Genomic DNA, 14,678 nt, shown 5'->3' on the forward strand with positions numbered 1-14,678 from the left:
AACTAATTATAAAAAAGATCAATTCATTCCCCATTTCTTATCACCTCAATTTTATAACGAGTAGCCTAACAAATGAAATCCCTATTTTTTTAATTTAATCATACTTATTTTCTTTAGATTTTCACTTGATCTAAATCAATCGTTCAACATAAAAAACCACCTTTATGAAAGGCGGTTTCTATTCACTTTATCCCTACCTTTTGCTCTTGAAGCACGGTTTCAAGCGGAACATAGGTGTAATCATGTGCATCCGCTACAGCTTTATAGGTTACTCTTCCATCGATCACATTTACTCCTTTGGCAAGTGCCTTATCATCCAAAACTGCCTGCTTATGCCCTTTATTTGCGATCTGTACTCCATAGGGAATGGTTACATTTGTTAAAGCAATGGTGGAAGTCCGTGGCACGGCACCAGGCATGTTCGCCACCGCATAATGGAGAACGCCATGCTTAACATACGTTGGATTGCTATGTGTTGTGATGCGGTCTACTGTTTCAATAGATCCACCTTGATCGATGGCCACATCAACGATGACGGACCCATCCTCCATCTGCTTAACCATCTCCTCCGTGACCAAACGGGGGGCTCTGGCTCCGGGAATCAGCACAGCACCTACAAGCAGGTCAGCTCTTTTTACTGCTTTAGCAATATTATACGGATTAGACATTAGAGTTTTCAGGCGGCCTTGAAATTGATCATCTAACTGCCGCAAACGGTCTGCGTTAATATCCAGCAAGGTGACACTTGCCCCTAAGCCAATTGCCATCTTGGCTGCATTCGTACCAACGATACCACCACCTACAATCACCACTTCTGCTGGTGCTACTCCTGGCACTCCGCCAAGTAAAACCCCTTTCCCCCCCTTTGACTTTTCAAGGAACTGGGCACCAATTTGGATCGACATGCGACCGGCAACCTCACTCATCGGCATCAAAAGCGGAAGAGATCGATTCTCTAACTGAATCGTTTCATAAGCGATGGCTACTACGTTTTTATCCACAAGAGCTTTGGTCAGTTCTAACTCCGCCGCAAGATGCAGATACGTATAAAGAATTAACCCTTCCCGAAAATAGGCATACTCCTCCGCAAGTGGCTCTTTTACCTTAATAACCATATCAGCAGCCCATACTTCTCTGCCTGTTTCCTTAATTTTTGCACCTGCTGCTGCATACTCTTCATCGGAAAACCCGCTTCCTAATCCTGCTTTGGATTCAATCCAAACTTCATGTCCATTTTGAATAAATGCAGCTACACCTGCAGGGGTAATTCCAACGCGGTTTTCATTATTTTTTATTTCCTTTGGAACGCCAATGATCATCCAAACTCAACTCCCGGTTCGAGATTTTAGCCATGTTCTGCTTCTACTAGTATTATAAGATATAAATGAAATCGCTTTATTTATGAAAAAATAAAAAAAGAGAAGCTCTATTTCGTGGATTTTCACAAAAAGATATCCTTCTCTCATAGAGATTTTCCTAATTTTAAAAGCTTTATGTCAAGAAACATGGAAAATCGTTGATTCGGATCATCAAGATTTAACTGCGCAACCTCCGCAATACGCTTCAACCGGTATGCCAGCGTATTGGGATGGATATGCAGGACATTGGCTGCAGCATTAACTTTCCCCGCACAATCGAAATATACTTCCAATGTGTGTAGAAGATCCGATTGATTTTCTTTATCGTATTGCAATAGCTTCTCCAAACGATAATTTTGGTGCTGTTCGATGAGATTTTTTTCTAGAACCAGTGGTATAAACCGATATAAACCCAATTCGGGATACCCCGATATCCCTTCTGTTTCCTTTGGCAATAATTTCTTCATACGCAATACAGCCATCGCTTGCTGATAACTTTGTTCCACACTTGCAAAGGATTGATAGGCATTCCCAAAGGATCCAGCCATCACCACATTACCGAAACGCTCGCGAATCTTCATTTTCATTTCCTGTACAAAGTAACACGCTGCCTGATGAAAATCGCTCGTCGCTTCGCGGTCCCCTGCCATTAGTATGAATCTATTTTGACTGGTTACCCAAAGCGGAAAAGAATGAAGCGAAAATGTATCTCTAAGATTTGTCAAAAGATAGGAAATTTCCTTTTCTAATGATTGGTACTTAGCCGTATCACATTCAAATACAAAGATAGAAAAAATCTTGGGAAGTTTAATTCCGATATCCTCTGCCCGCGTTAAAATTTCGTAATGGGATTGGACCGTTCCAAGCAGCATCTCCCAAAAGAACTCTTTTCCTTTTTCTTCTTGGATTCGCCTTCGCACCTGTCGCTGATGAAGCCGTGGCATAGCCGCCCTAGAAGCCATGCGCAGGATCTTAAACTGCTCCTGACCCAAAGGCTCGTTTACTTCCTGAACCCAGATATAACCTAAGACACTTTGCCCCTTACGAACGGAAATGGCCACTCTTGTGCCTAATCCCACCTCGTTTTTTGCCTGAATACGTATAGGATCATCACAAGTCATTAAATCCTGAATCACGCCATCCTGCCATAAACGGTTTAAGACAGGTTCAGGAACTCGCCTGCCCATAATCGTCTCTCTTCTGGCCTCGTCAGTCCAGTTCCCGTGTGTGCTGTATGCGATCAACCGATGTTTCGCATCCTCAATTGTGATCGGATTTTTTAACTTTTCGCTAATCATCTCAACTAAATCATCCAGGTCAACCGTTTCCGGATCATGAAACAGATTTTCAGTCATGGCCTTCTCCCTTTACTCCAGCCTTATGTACCTTCATTATATAGGAAAATAAACAAAAAAATCCTGTACAATACAAGATTGGTACAGGATTTTTTCGGGTTAGACTGCTGCCTTTTGTATTTTATTTTCCAACAAGTTGGCTTGAATCAAACGATTCCGTACCTTAATACCGATCCAGCTGGCCAGGAATGCTTTGATCAATCCAACGACTATAAACGGGTATACTCCTCCAGCCATTGCTTCTGGCCAAGACAAACCAAGGACAAATTTTAATTGCGTCGCACCAATAGCCAATGTGATAACCATTCCTACAATATTGGCGACCAAAGCCATTGTTAAATTAAATTTCGTTCGTTCAAGAATATATCCCGTGATATAAGCCGCAATAATAAATCCGAAAATATATCCACCTGTTGGTCCAAGCAATACATGTACCCCACTTTTCGCCTCAGCAAAAACAGGTAGTCCGACAGCCCCCAGCGCTATGTAGCAAAGCATCGCTACCATCCCAAAGCGACTTCCAAGGATCGTCGCCGTTAGCCCTACCGCCAAAGTTTGCCCACTAATCGGTACAAGCGGCAAAGGTATCTCTATTTGCGCAAGTACGGCAGTAATCGCCGCAAACATGCCACTAAGAATCAGCATTCTAAGTCTTGATCTTCCCTGTTGCAAATACATTCTCCTCCCAATTGTTAACTTTTATATGTAAATAAGTTAACATATAAAAAAAGAAATGAAAAGATAAAAATATAATTACATATCCATGTATGTGCAGCTCTGTAGTAGCGCCCGAAGTAATACCCCGGTCCGATCACTGTTACTGATATAACATCTCACTAAAACAGCTTCTAAATAAATTCCGTCTTTGTATTTTCTAAAAATCCATTCATTGCTTTCTTGGATAAGATTTGATATTTTAAGAAATAGATATAGTAGTATCAATATCTCATTTATTTTTGTTCCTATATATGAACCAGTTTCATAAATATGAACAACCCTTTCCAAAATTTTCTTTTCATACCTTTGAAGGAATGGTGCAGCATGTCAACCGTTGAGAAAGTCTTTAAAATTCTTGAATTGTTAGGTAGCGGTCCACATAGCTTTACAGAAATTCAAAAGCGTCTTCAACTGCCTAAGAGCACAGCCTGGAGCCTGCTTTCAAGAATGGAGTCTTCAGGGAGTATTGAAAAGGATGAAACAGGCAAATACCAATTAGGGCATTTGATCCTTCGCCTTGGCCTAGCTATGTATAACAATTTGAATGTGAAAATTCAAGCCGAGCCAATCATGGCGAAAATGGCCCAGGAAACCAATGAGATCAGTCATCTATGTATTTTAGATAAAAGTAGGATGGACGTCGTTTACATCGCCAAGATAGAAGGCCCTTCTTCCATCCACATCAAAACATCCGTCGGCTCGAGCAATCCTTCTTATTGTACGGCTGCTGGAAAAGTGTTCCTCTCCCACCTCTCACATAGAGATCTCGAGGATTATCTGCAAAACATTACATTAATCAGCTATACCTCTAACACGATAACGAAGAAAGAGGATTTAATGTTGGAGCTTGCTGACGTTCGAGAAAAGGGCTTTGCTATTGATCGCGGGGAACATATTGAGTATTCAACCGGTATCTCTGCCCCTGTTCTCGATCATCAAGGAATCTGTATTGCGGCATTAAGTATAACCGGTTTTACCGAACGAATGCTGGAACAACAGGAATCCTTCATTCAACTTGTTAAACAATATGCCAGTGAATTATCCCACTTGATGGGATATCCACATAAATAACATTAATCTAAAGGATGATGACAAAAATGAAGATCACAAAATTAGAAACTTTTATCGTCCCTCCTCGCTGGTTGTTTTTAAAAATTGAAACCGATGAAGGGATTGTTGGTTGGGGCGAACCTGTCATAGAAGGACGTGCAGCAACGGTCGAGACTGCTGTTCAAGAACTTAGCGAATACCTAATCGGAAAAGATCCTCTTCGCATTGAAGATCACTGGCAAGTGATGTATCGGGGTGGATTCTACCGTGGAGGCCCGATTCTTATGAGCGCCATTTCCGGGATCGACCAGGCTTTGTGGGACATCAAAGGGAAATATTACAATACTCCGGTTTATCAATTATTAGGCGGCGCTTGCCGGGATTCGATTCGGGTATATTCCTGGATTGGCGGGGACCGTCCAAGCGATGTTGGTGAAGCAGCGAAAAAAGCGGTCGAAGCTGGATTTACAGCTGTTAAGATGAACGCAACAGAAGAGTTGCAAATTATTGATTCCTATGAAAAAGTGGACCAAGCTGTTTCCCGGATTGCAGCGATTCGTGAAGCCGTTGGTTATAATGTCGGAGTTGGGGTTGATTTCCACGGACGTGTACATAAACCAATGGCTAAGATTTTAGTGAAAGAGTTAGAATCCTTCCGTCCGATGTTTATTGAAGAGCCTGTGCTTCCTGAAAACAATGAAGCCCTACGTGATATCGCAAATGCGACACATATTCCGATTGCTACAGGTGAAAGAATGTTTTCTAGATGGGATTTTAAAAAGCTCTTTGAAGATGGATATGCCGACATTATTCAGCCTGACCTATCCCATGCTGGCGGAATTACCGAATGCAAAAAAATCGCCTCTATGGCTGAAGCTTATGACGTGGCCTTGGCACCTCACTGCCCACTTGGCCCGATTGCTCTCGCTTCCTGTTTACATTTAGATGCCACCTCCTATAATGCCTTTATTCAGGAGCAAAGTCTCGGCATCCATTACAACCAAGGCAGTGATCTGTTAGATTACCTTGTGGACCGCAGTGTATTTGAATACAAAGACGGTTATGTGAACATCCCTCAGGCTCCTGGACTAGGGATTACAATCAACGAAGATCATGTACGGAAAATGGCTGAACAGGGACACAATTGGAGAAATCCTATTTGGCGTCACAAAGATGGTACGATTGCAGAGTGGTAATTCACACCAAACGATATGAAACTCTCGTTAAAAGTAGCTTTTGAAACATAAATAAGGTATACTTGTTTTACCTACTGCTAAAGGTCAAAATCTTCAAAGGTAGGCTCTGGAATGACACTCAGTTTCACCCTTGCTGCTTCCGAATCTTGTTTTAGAAGAAGGATGTGCTAGCAATGACAATAGGACGAATGAATATTGCGTCTAAACATACGGTAGTTCCACGCGAGGAACTTCATTACGTTGAAGCGAATGGTCAAGTGGTCAACTATCAGTTGAGTGAAGAAGAGTTGGCGAAGTACAGAGCATTGCCATCAATTAAAGAAAAGAAGTCCGTTTTCATCATTCCTATGCGTAAGAAGATGTAACGAACATTTAACGGCTGCAATTTAGAGGTGGTTCTAAACCACCTCTTTTTATTTATCCTTTAAGCCCTTTTGAAAAATTCCTTTACAACAGGGAGAATTTTCATTCCTTCATGTGCCACCTCTGCCACCTCATCATACCTCACACTAATTCCCTTGCTAACCAAATGGTCGCGAAACATCCGCACCCGGTCAATCCGAGTATTCCCAGCACCTTCAATAGGGCGATCAAATTTCGGATTAAATACTGGCAAAGCCAAATCTTCCTTCCCTACAACAAGTTGAACGGGGACTTGTTGGATCAACTCCAGCTGAACAGTTAATTCCAATACTTCTTCTGTATTACCAATCCCAAAAGGCCAGTTCAAATTTTCATCCAGGAAAGTAAACCGACCAGGGGCACCAATGGAAACACCCTGCAGACGATCTGGATGCAAGTATAGAAATCGATGGACAAATTGCCCGCCGCCCGAAAATCCATGGAGTAAGAATTTCTCTGTTGAAATTTTGTACCTCTTGGCCAATTCATCTATCATTGACAGGAGAATACGATCAAAGCGGAGATCATGAAACTTGATAAACTTATAATTTTCTTTGTCATGTGGCTCAATAATCCCTGCCGGAAATAGAGGGGCCAAAATAATTGTGCCCGTGTCTTCAGCGTAGTCCTTAAAAGCACTACGATAGCTTTGTGCAGCCCGCTCATTCCCATGAATAATAACAGCCAGAGGATGAACCCGATTAGGATCCTCCCCATAGCACTTCGGTATATACGTATAATAAGAAAACCGTTGGTCGTACAGACAGGCATATGCGGGGATCGAGCCTGTTTCGACAAGATAGCTTTGATTCATTCTTCCACACCTTTAGTATTTAATTTAGTTCTTTACTTGTGTCGCAACAAACGTCTCATGAAGGATATGAATCATCTTGTTAATTTCCTCTTTGTTGATAACTAGTGGTGGAGCAAAAACGAGTGTATCAGATCCTTCGAAAGTAACACAACGACAGATTAATCCTCGATTCGCAGCCTCCGCCACTATTTTCGGGGAAAGCGGTGATTCAAATCGTTCGCCAGTGGCTTTGTCTTTAACAATTTCTATTGCTCCAACCAGACCTAAGCCTCTCACTTCACCGACTATATCAATTTCCTGTTGTAACCACTGGAAACCTTTTAACATTTCTTGCCCCATCACCCTGGAATTCTCCACCAGATTTTCACTTTCAATGATTTCGATATTTCTCAGAGCAACTGCACACGCAACGGGATGCCCACTATAAGTAAATCCATGGAAGAACGTATCTTTCGAGAGATTGATTAACTCAGAATGAATTTTTTCAGAAATGACCACTCCTCCAAGCTGTGCATACCCACTCGTAATCCCTTTCGCGATCGACATAAGGTCAGGCACTACGCCCCAATGTTCCATGGCGAACATCTTTCCAGTACGTCCAAATCCGGTAATTACTTCGTCTGCGATAAAAAGAATATTATATTCATCACAGATTTCTCTTACCCTTTGAAAATAATGAGGGTCCTGTGGAATATGCACCCCACCGGCACCTTGAATAGGTTCAGCAATAAAGGCAGCAATTGTATCTGCACCTTCAGCCTCAATCATATCGCGCAAGGATTGCGTTGAAAACGCATCAACATGAAGGAAATCTGGCAGAAGACCACCTGACATCGCGTGAAAAACCGGAATCCCTGTTGCACTTGTTGCCCCCATCGCGACACCATGGTATCCACGTTTTCTTGAGATAATCTTTTTCTTTTCCGGTTGTCCTTTTAGATTCCAATAGTGGCGGACAATTTTAAAAGCCGTATCGTTGGATTCGGAACCTCCGGATGTATAAAAGATTGCGTTCAAATCTCCAGGGGTCATCTCGGCAATTTTTGCAGCTAATAGAATCGCGGGTTCATGGCTGAAAGTTGCAAAGGAAGAGCTATATCCAAGTTTTTTCATCTGCTCCAAAGCAACTTGACCTAATTCCTCTCGTCCATGGCCTACATTTACATTCCACAAGGAAGACATTCCATCAATTAATGTCTTGCCGCTGATATCCTTAAGATATACTCCTTCTCCATCGGTGAAAATAAAGGCTGGCCCATTTTCCTGTTGTTGACGGATGGAAGATGTAGGATGCAAGTAATGCTTCTTATCTAACTCTCTTAAATACTTAATATACTCCTCAGAAATGGTCATGAAAATCGCTCCTCTTCATATATTATATTTTTTTGAAAACGTCACTTAAGTAAGTTTGGAACAATGAGCGACAAAGTTGGGAAAAAGGCTATGATAAAAAGCATCCCAATCATTGCGATTGTAAATGGCAACGTTGCTACCGTTACCTCTTCAAAACTGAGTCCACTAATCGCACAAGCCACGTTCAGACTATCTCCAACAGGTGGTGTAAGAAATCCAATTTCTGAAGCCAAAATCATGATAATTCCAAAATGAACGGGATCAATCCCAAAATGGGTAGCAACTGGAAGTAAAATGGGTGCCAGCAAAATAATAGCGGATAATGTTTCCATAAACATTCCTACAAATACGAGAAAAAGTAGGATAAGGGTTAAGATAATCCATCTTTGGTCTGTTAAAGTTGTAAGAAATTCGGCAATCGTCACGGGTACTTTCTCTAAAACCAGAATTCTGCCATAGGTTGAAGCAGTACCGATAATGATCAATATAGTTCCCGAGATTAATGTCGCTCGTTTGAATAGTTCTAACAGATCTTTCATTTTGATTTCCTTGTATACAAAGAATCCTAGAAGGGCACTGTAAGCCACGGCAACACCAGCTGCTTCCGTGGGAGTGAAGATTCCTCCATAGATTCCTCCAAGCACCACAACAGGCATAAATAACGTTAACTTTGCTTCAGAGAGGAATTGCCGGACCTCTTTCCAGTCTATTTTTTGATTTGATCCTGTATAACCTCTCTTTTTCGCCATCACATAGCTTAATCCCCATAAAACTATAGCAAGAAGAAGACCTGGTATAACACCTGCCATGAAAAGAGATTCAATAGAGGTACTAGTGATAACCCCATAGATAACCAACGGTATACTTGGCGGGATAATAATACCTAATGTTCCAGCCGATGCGACAACAGCCGAACTATATCCAGCATCATATTTTTCTTTTACCATCGCGGGAATCATAATCCCACCGATTGCCGCCACTGTTGCAGGACCTGATCCACTTAGTGCTGCGAAAAATGTACAGGCTAATATGGAAACTGCAGCTAATCCTCCCGTGTAGTGACCGACTAAACTTTTAGCAACATTAATTAGCCTACGGGACATTCCCCCAAACTCCATTAAAACGCCTGCAAATATAAACAGAGGAACTGCCAAAAGTGCATACGTATCAATCGTAGAGAACATGCCTTGGGCAATAATAACCAACGGCATTTTTTGAGTAGCCCATAAGGTTAAAATCGATGATATTCCTAGGGCGAAGGCGATAGGAACATTGATTAGCATAAGTAGAATAAAACTGCCAAATAACATCAAGATCGCCAATGTTTTACACCTCACCCTGGATTGAACTATTGGTTTGCTTGGCATAGCCTGTAAAACTTCTACAAATATGCTGTAAAACTCTTACTGTCATTAACAGTGATCCAATCGGCACAGATAAATAAACTAAAAACATAGGTATTTTATTGGCTGGTGAAGTTTGCATTGACGTATACAAGTGACTCATTACCTGATAACTATAGATATCTAGAAAGATGAGAAAACCAAGCCAACATAATAGTGCGATAAACTGAATGATGAACTTGGCCGTTTTAGGTAATAGGTTAACAAAAAAACTAAAGCGAACGTGTCGCTGGTATTTCACGGCATAACTAGCACTCATATAGACAAACCAAATGAAGGCATATCGGGATAATTCCTCTGACCAGGCCAAGGGATTGTCAAAGACGTAGCGCATAACTACTTGAATGATCGTAAGGATCGAAAAGATCGTTAAGAAAATTGCCGATAAATAAGTTTCTACATGGTCATCTAAATACTGTAATGCTGACTTCAAGCATACCTCCCCTTTCTTAGGGCTTGTTGTTTTCAATTTTAACAAGCCCTAAATATTTATTCCTACTTCAGGGAATCCAAGGCAACGGTGTTTTCGGCCGCTTCTAAAACCTTGATTAACGTTTCTCTTCCAACTTCATCAGCATATTTACTATAAATTGGCTTCACCTTTTCAACCCAAACCTGCTGCTGCTCTGGAGTTAGGTCCGTAATGACTGCTCCTTCGCTTGTTAACTTTTCACGGTACATATCATCTACTTCTTTATTTAAGTCTCTAAGGTACCCAATCGCTTCTTTCGCACTATCCCTTATAATTTGTTGATCCTCAGCAGATAGAGATTCCATAAATCCTTTGTTAATAACAAGTGGTTCCGTATCATAAATATGGGATGTCATCGTAATGTACTTGTTTGGTTCATGGAATTTCATACTATAAATCAACTGGAGAGGATTCTCTTCTCCGTCCACAACCCCTTGGGATAGTGCCGAAAATACTTCGGTGAATGCCAATGGGGTTGGACTGGCTCCGATTTCTTTCCAAAAGGCCATATGTAGTGGAACTTCCATCGTTCGCAGTTTAATTCCTTGAATTTGGTCAGGGGATGTGATTGGACCGTTCTTCGTGGTCAATTGCCTCCACCCATTTTCTCCAAAACCGAGCCCAATAAAGCCACTAGATTCTAAACCTTTAAGCAATTCTGTGCCCACTTCTCCATCCAAAACCTTGTATGCGGTTTCCTTATCTTTAAAAATAAAAGGAAGATCAAACACCTTAAGTGCTTCGGAGAAATTGGATAACTGACCGACAGATGGAGCCGAAATAGTGATACTCCCCATCTGCACACTTTCAGTAATTTCACGTTCTCCACCCATTTGTGCGTTGGGGAAAATCTCAACAGCAAATCTTCCACTCGATCTCTCTTCCAATAATTCCTTTAATTTTAAAAACATCTTATGTTGTGTTACATCTTCGGCCAGTACGTGGGCAATCTTAATTTCAATTTTTTTATCGTTCGAAGCAGATGGTTGGCTTGATGGAGCAGATGAATTAGCCGGGGGACTGCTTGCGGGCTCACTGGTATTACCACTTGAACACCCTAGTGCAGTAACGGCTGATAAAGATAGAGCAAGTATTGCGGAAAACCACTTTTTGTTTCCTTTTCTCATACACATTCCCCCATTGAATAGATTTTGCATTCTTTGAACTCCCCTTTTAAATTTAGACATTATTTATGGAATACCAGCTGATCTGGTAATACCACTAGGGTTAACGGTTGGTCTCGATAGCACCTGATTCTTCACAACATTGATTTCTTCTCGAAATAAATTCATATGTTTATACATCAAGTCCACAGCCTGTTCTTCATTCCTATCTATGATTGCCTGAATCATTCTCCAATGCTGTGACTGTGCTGTATTCACCACATCAATGAAATTATTTGTATAACTGGTTAGTGTAAAAGAGGATTTCTCGGTCATTTCAAAAAAGGATCGGACGAGTACTGAATAGATCTGATTGCGAGTAGACTCCGCTAATGCAAGGTGAAAATTTAAATCCCCTTCAATAAACTCCAGAACAAATTCTTTTCTTGATTCCAAATGAGTAACGATTTGATTTAATTTGTTTATATGCTCAGGGCCAGCCATTCGAACAGCTCTTCGAATAATAGAAACCTCTAAGTCCTCCCTAACATCCAAAATATCCTCCAAAGACGCATCGTATTTTTGAATTAATCTTTGGAAGGAATCCCCAACAATATTTTCCTTTAGGCGGGTTACATAAGCACCCTTCCCCGGTTTGACATCTAAAAAACCCTTTTGCCGAAGAATCGTAATGGCCTGTCTGATCACATTTCGGCTCACCCGATACTCTGTTGTTAATTGTCTTTCGGAGGGAAGCTTCTCACCCTCCTTAAACAATCCTGCTAGGATTTTGCGTTCTATATCCGTAGAAATATCAATATAGAGCAAATTTCTCCCTAATTCCAATCGTCCAGCTCCTCTCACCGATCACTTTTGGAAATACTGGTGATACCACTGTTTTATAATATTAATAATATTATATTAATTTTGCATTTTCAATACACTGTTTAAAATAAAAATTCCTATAAAAAAAGGAACCAAGAATTTGGCTCCTTTATCGTTCGCTATCTTCCATCTCCTTCAATGTCTCTTTAATCCCCTCTTGATACGGAGTCCGTGGCAGCTTCCCTATGTATTGCTCATATTTATCACCCTTTAAGATGACGGGTTCTTCGTTTAAATAATACATTTCCAAATACTCGCGCATAAAACGGTCAAATAAACCAACGAATCGAATCATATTTTTTGTGACCGTTGTGATCTTTCTATTGTAACCTGTATATTCTTTTACCAGCTTGGCTATTTCTTCTCCTGTAATCGTTCCTGCTCCTGGAATATTCCAGTTTTGACCGTATGCTTGATCATGAAGTGATAAATCCACTAAAGCCTTCGCCCCATCAGGTGTATAAAGATATTCTCTGGCAATCTTTTGATCGCCCACATACATCGCTTTTTTATTTTTTAAAACTGCATCAAACAGGTAGTTAAGAAGTGTATTTCCCGCATCGGGACCATAAAAATCCGGAAAATGTGCAATCAGCACAGGTACACCTGATTGCTTTGCCATCGTTTCCAGTTGGAGACGAATTTTCCCCTTCTTTGTATGTGGTTGTTTAGGATGTTCTTCGTCGATTGGTGCTCCATTCGCTCTGCCATAGGCATAAATATTATCAACTATAGCTAATTTCAACTGACGTTGTTTAGCAGTTTCTAAAATGTTATTCATTAACAGCGGTTGTTTTTGCTCCCATTCTGGATAGGGAATATTCACCGAATGGTAGATATGATCCACATCGGCAGCAGCTGTCAGAAGGTCCTCCTTTTCAAAAACATCCCCTTTAAAAACCTGGATCAAATTGTTTCCTTGTGCCAACTGCTCCAATTTTCCTTTATTCCGTGCAAAAGCTACGACTTGAGTTCCTCTATCCGCCAATTCTTTAACAAGGGCACTCCCTATGCCACCCGTTGCACCCAACACCAACGCTTTTTTCATGCAATCCCCTCCAGGAATTTTGGCAATCTTCTATCACATCTTATTCTGCTTCTTGTTTTGCGAAAAAACATTAAGAAAATTATATGTTCTGCCTGATTTCAAAAGCGATAACCTATGTCCTCTCCCACCTTACCAATAAAAGCTGTCTTTCTGCCAAGTTTCGCGAGTACTGTAAGGACATTAGCTGGTGCCCCCCCGGGGTTTGATTCATAAAGGGTATTGCCTTGCTCCGTATTACCATGGGGAGTAAAATCTATAAGTAGTTCCCCGATTGCCACCACGTCAAACATTCTTACCCCTTCTTTCCCTAAGGTAAATCAATCAACATGAAGGAAGCACCTTGTGAAGACGTTAAATCCAAGTGTGTCAGATCAGTGATTCTAGCAGCATCTCGCCGCTTAAGTTGATATCCCTCATTTAAAGACAGGTTCCCTTCAATCACAAACACATAAATTTTCCTTCCATGTTCTTGATTAAATACCACTTTTTTATCAGCACCCAAATCAGACATATAAATAGTCAAATCCTGATGTATATAGGCTATATTCTCTGACTTCATACGATGGGAAACGACTGGCAATAATCTATTCTTTGTCGCCATTTGGTCATATTTTTTTTGCTCGTAAGAAGGAGTAATTCCCTTTTCCAAAGGTTGGAACCAAAGTTGTAAGCTATTGGTTACCTCATCAGACGATGAATTTATCTCTGAGTGTAAAATGCCTGTTCCAGCGCTCATTCGCTGAACCTCACCTGGCTTCAGAATCTCGCTACCGCCTGTATTATCTTCATGCTTTAATTGACCTTTTAAAATAAAAGTAACAATTTCCATATCACGATGCGGATGAGTCCCAAACCCCTTTTGCGGTTGTATATAATCATCGTTAAATACGCGAAGTGGACCAAATTGGAGGTTAGAAGGGTCATAATAATCTGCAAAGGAAAAACTGAAGTTACACTGCAACCACCCATGATTTCCCGAGTATCTTTCTTCTGCTGGATAGATCTTTATCACAAATACCCACCTGCCTTTTTAGAAATAAAAGCATTTTCACACTTCATACATGTATATTGATGTGTTATACTTACTTTTGTCAAGTATCTAAACCGTAAGTAGGTGATTTTGTGAATCATTTATATATTAGACATACCGTTGGAGGTAGACTTCTTCTGGACTCTATAAGAGACAACTTGGATTATGAACTCCAACAGGCTGATGGAATATGGAAGTTTATTATAGATATATCGGATAAAGCGATGATAACGAACATTTTACAAAATCGCCACGAACTGAATATCTTCGTGGTTACCGAGGGGCAACCTGTACAAAAATCATGGTATTATTCTAAAGATGGTTTAGTGGAGTACAATCATGAAACGGGAAAAATGAACATCTTAGCCGATGTTAAAATCGATTATTCCGTTTAACAGTAACGGAGTAAGTATCCCCTGTCTCATTAAAAACACTGCACCCAAAAATTCATACAATAAAAAATAAGCGGAGTATTTCCGCCTATTCCCCTTG

At 40.8% G+C, this 14,678-nt stretch carries 16 protein-coding genes; 4 read left to right on the plus strand and 12 right to left on the minus strand.

Translation table 11 applies throughout. From position 1 onward, the window contains the following. Window positions 1-182 precede the first annotated feature (182 nt). From ald to J2Z37_RS06840, 3 genes are all read right to left on the minus strand, one after another. Window positions 183-1,319 carry an alanine dehydrogenase gene (ald, locus tag J2Z37_RS06830; RefSeq protein WP_209809465.1) on the minus strand — a complete coding sequence of 379 codons (1,137 nt, stop codon included), beginning with the start codon at window positions 1,317-1,319 and terminating at the stop codon, window positions 183-185. Between the two features lie 143 nt (window positions 1,320-1,462). Further along, window positions 1,463-2,713 carry a PucR family transcriptional regulator gene (locus tag J2Z37_RS06835; protein ID WP_209809466.1) on the minus strand — a complete coding sequence of 417 codons (1,251 nt, stop codon included), beginning with the start codon at window positions 2,711-2,713 and terminating at the stop codon, window positions 1,463-1,465. A 99-nt stretch (window positions 2,714-2,812) separates the two neighbouring features. Next, on the minus strand, window positions 2,813-3,385 hold the full coding sequence (locus J2Z37_RS06840; RefSeq protein WP_425340309.1) for a biotin transporter BioY: 573 nt from the start codon (window positions 3,383-3,385) through the stop codon (window positions 2,813-2,815). Window positions 3,386-3,736: 351 nt separating this feature from the next. Here J2Z37_RS06840 and J2Z37_RS06845 point away from each other — a divergent pair, with 351 nt between their 5' ends. The 3 genes from J2Z37_RS06845 to J2Z37_RS06855 all read left to right on the plus strand — a co-directional run bounded on the left by J2Z37_RS06845 (window position 3,737) and on the right by J2Z37_RS06855 (window position 6,041). Continuing rightward, the gene (locus J2Z37_RS06845) at window positions 3,737-4,501 is read left to right on the plus strand and encodes an IclR family transcriptional regulator (protein ID WP_209809468.1); all 765 of its coding nucleotides are present in this window, start codon (window positions 3,737-3,739) and stop codon (window positions 4,499-4,501) included. A gap of 26 nt (window positions 4,502-4,527) precedes the next feature. After that, window positions 4,528-5,676 carry a galactonate dehydratase gene (dgoD, locus tag J2Z37_RS06850; RefSeq protein WP_209809469.1) on the plus strand — a complete coding sequence of 383 codons (1,149 nt, stop codon included), beginning with the start codon at window positions 4,528-4,530 and terminating at the stop codon, window positions 5,674-5,676. Window positions 5,677-5,849: 173 nt separating this feature from the next. Further along, window positions 5,850-6,041 (plus strand): hypothetical protein, encoded by a 192-nt coding sequence (locus J2Z37_RS06855; RefSeq protein ID WP_209809470.1) that lies wholly within the window; start codon window positions 5,850-5,852, stop codon window positions 6,039-6,041. Between the two features lie 59 nt (window positions 6,042-6,100). Here the strand turns inward: J2Z37_RS06855 and J2Z37_RS06860 are convergent, their stop codons facing one another. The 9 genes from J2Z37_RS06860 to J2Z37_RS06900 form a co-directional block, all read right to left on the minus strand. Further along, window positions 6,101-6,892: an alpha/beta hydrolase family protein gene (locus J2Z37_RS06860; protein ID WP_209809471.1), complete on the minus strand. Its 792-nt coding sequence runs from the start codon at window positions 6,890-6,892 to the stop codon at window positions 6,101-6,103. A 24-nt stretch (window positions 6,893-6,916) separates the two neighbouring features. Further along, entirely contained in the window at window positions 6,917-8,245 is a 1,329-nt protein-coding gene (locus J2Z37_RS06865) for an aminotransferase family protein (RefSeq protein ID WP_209809472.1), read from the minus strand. A gap of 41 nt (window positions 8,246-8,286) precedes the next feature. Beyond that, a complete protein-coding gene (locus tag J2Z37_RS06870) occupies window positions 8,287-9,567 on the minus strand; it encodes a TRAP transporter large permease (protein ID WP_209809473.1) in 1,281 nt (426 codons plus the stop codon). Window positions 9,568-9,571: 4 nt separating this feature from the next. Continuing rightward, the gene (locus J2Z37_RS06875; protein ID WP_209809474.1) at window positions 9,572-10,081 is read right to left on the minus strand and encodes a TRAP transporter small permease; all 510 of its coding nucleotides are present in this window, start codon (window positions 10,079-10,081) and stop codon (window positions 9,572-9,574) included. Between the two features lie 62 nt (window positions 10,082-10,143). Next, window positions 10,144-11,247 (minus strand): TRAP transporter substrate-binding protein, encoded by a 1,104-nt coding sequence (locus J2Z37_RS06880; protein WP_209809475.1) that lies wholly within the window; start codon window positions 11,245-11,247, stop codon window positions 10,144-10,146. 63 nt (window positions 11,248-11,310) lie between these two features. Beyond that, window positions 11,311-12,069 carry a FadR/GntR family transcriptional regulator gene (locus J2Z37_RS06885; protein ID WP_209809476.1) on the minus strand — a complete coding sequence of 253 codons (759 nt, stop codon included), beginning with the start codon at window positions 12,067-12,069 and terminating at the stop codon, window positions 11,311-11,313. 148 nt (window positions 12,070-12,217) lie between these two features. Then, window positions 12,218-13,156: an SDR family NAD(P)-dependent oxidoreductase gene (locus J2Z37_RS06890; protein ID WP_209809477.1), complete on the minus strand. Its 939-nt coding sequence runs from the start codon at window positions 13,154-13,156 to the stop codon at window positions 12,218-12,220. Window positions 13,157-13,254: 98 nt separating this feature from the next. Then, window positions 13,255-13,446, minus strand: a complete 192-nt coding sequence (locus J2Z37_RS06895; RefSeq protein ID WP_209809478.1) for a PfkB family carbohydrate kinase — start codon at window positions 13,444-13,446, stop codon at window positions 13,255-13,257. Between the two features lie 17 nt (window positions 13,447-13,463). Further along, a complete protein-coding gene (locus tag J2Z37_RS06900; protein WP_209809479.1) occupies window positions 13,464-14,168 on the minus strand; it encodes a pirin family protein in 705 nt (234 codons plus the stop codon). A gap of 176 nt (window positions 14,169-14,344) precedes the next feature. On the opposite strand from J2Z37_RS06900, the gene J2Z37_RS06905 reads away from it, so the two are divergent. Beyond that, window positions 14,345-14,581: a hypothetical protein gene (locus J2Z37_RS06905; protein ID WP_209809480.1), complete on the plus strand. Its 237-nt coding sequence runs from the start codon at window positions 14,345-14,347 to the stop codon at window positions 14,579-14,581. The last annotated feature ends 97 nt before the right edge of the window (window positions 14,582-14,678 follow it).

Source organism: Ammoniphilus resinae (genome assembly GCF_017873965.1).
GTDB lineage: Bacteria > Bacillota > Bacilli > Aneurinibacillales > RAOX-1 > Ammoniphilus_A > Ammoniphilus_A resinae.

What these genes read in the sequence shown, in the direction of transcription:
- ald (WP_209809465.1), bottom strand. Translation starts at nt 1,319, where the DNA reads ATGATCATTGGCGTTCCAAAGGAAATAAAAAATAATGAAAACCGCGTT.
- J2Z37_RS06835 (WP_209809466.1), bottom strand. Translation starts at nt 2,713, where the DNA reads ATGACTGAAAATCTGTTTCATGATCCGGAAACGGTTGACCTGGATGAT.
- dgoD (WP_209809469.1), top strand. Translation starts at nt 4,528, where the DNA reads ATGAAGATCACAAAATTAGAAACTTTTATCGTCCCTCCTCGCTGGTTG.
- J2Z37_RS06855 (WP_209809470.1), top strand. Translation starts at nt 5,850, where the DNA reads ATGACAATAGGACGAATGAATATTGCGTCTAAACATACGGTAGTTCCA.
- J2Z37_RS06860 (WP_209809471.1), bottom strand. Translation starts at nt 6,892, where the DNA reads ATGAATCAAAGCTATCTTGTCGAAACAGGCTCGATCCCCGCATATGCC.
- J2Z37_RS06865 (WP_209809472.1), bottom strand. Translation starts at nt 8,245, where the DNA reads ATGACCATTTCTGAGGAGTATATTAAGTATTTAAGAGAGTTAGATAAG.
- J2Z37_RS06880 (WP_209809475.1), bottom strand. Translation starts at nt 11,247, where the DNA reads ATGAGAAAAGGAAACAAAAAGTGGTTTTCCGCAATACTTGCTCTATCT.
- J2Z37_RS06890 (WP_209809477.1), bottom strand. Translation starts at nt 13,156, where the DNA reads ATGAAAAAAGCGTTGGTGTTGGGTGCAACGGGTGGCATAGGGAGTGCC.
- J2Z37_RS06895 (WP_209809478.1), bottom strand. Translation starts at nt 13,446, where the DNA reads ATGTTTGACGTGGTGGCAATCGGGGAACTACTTATAGATTTTACTCCC.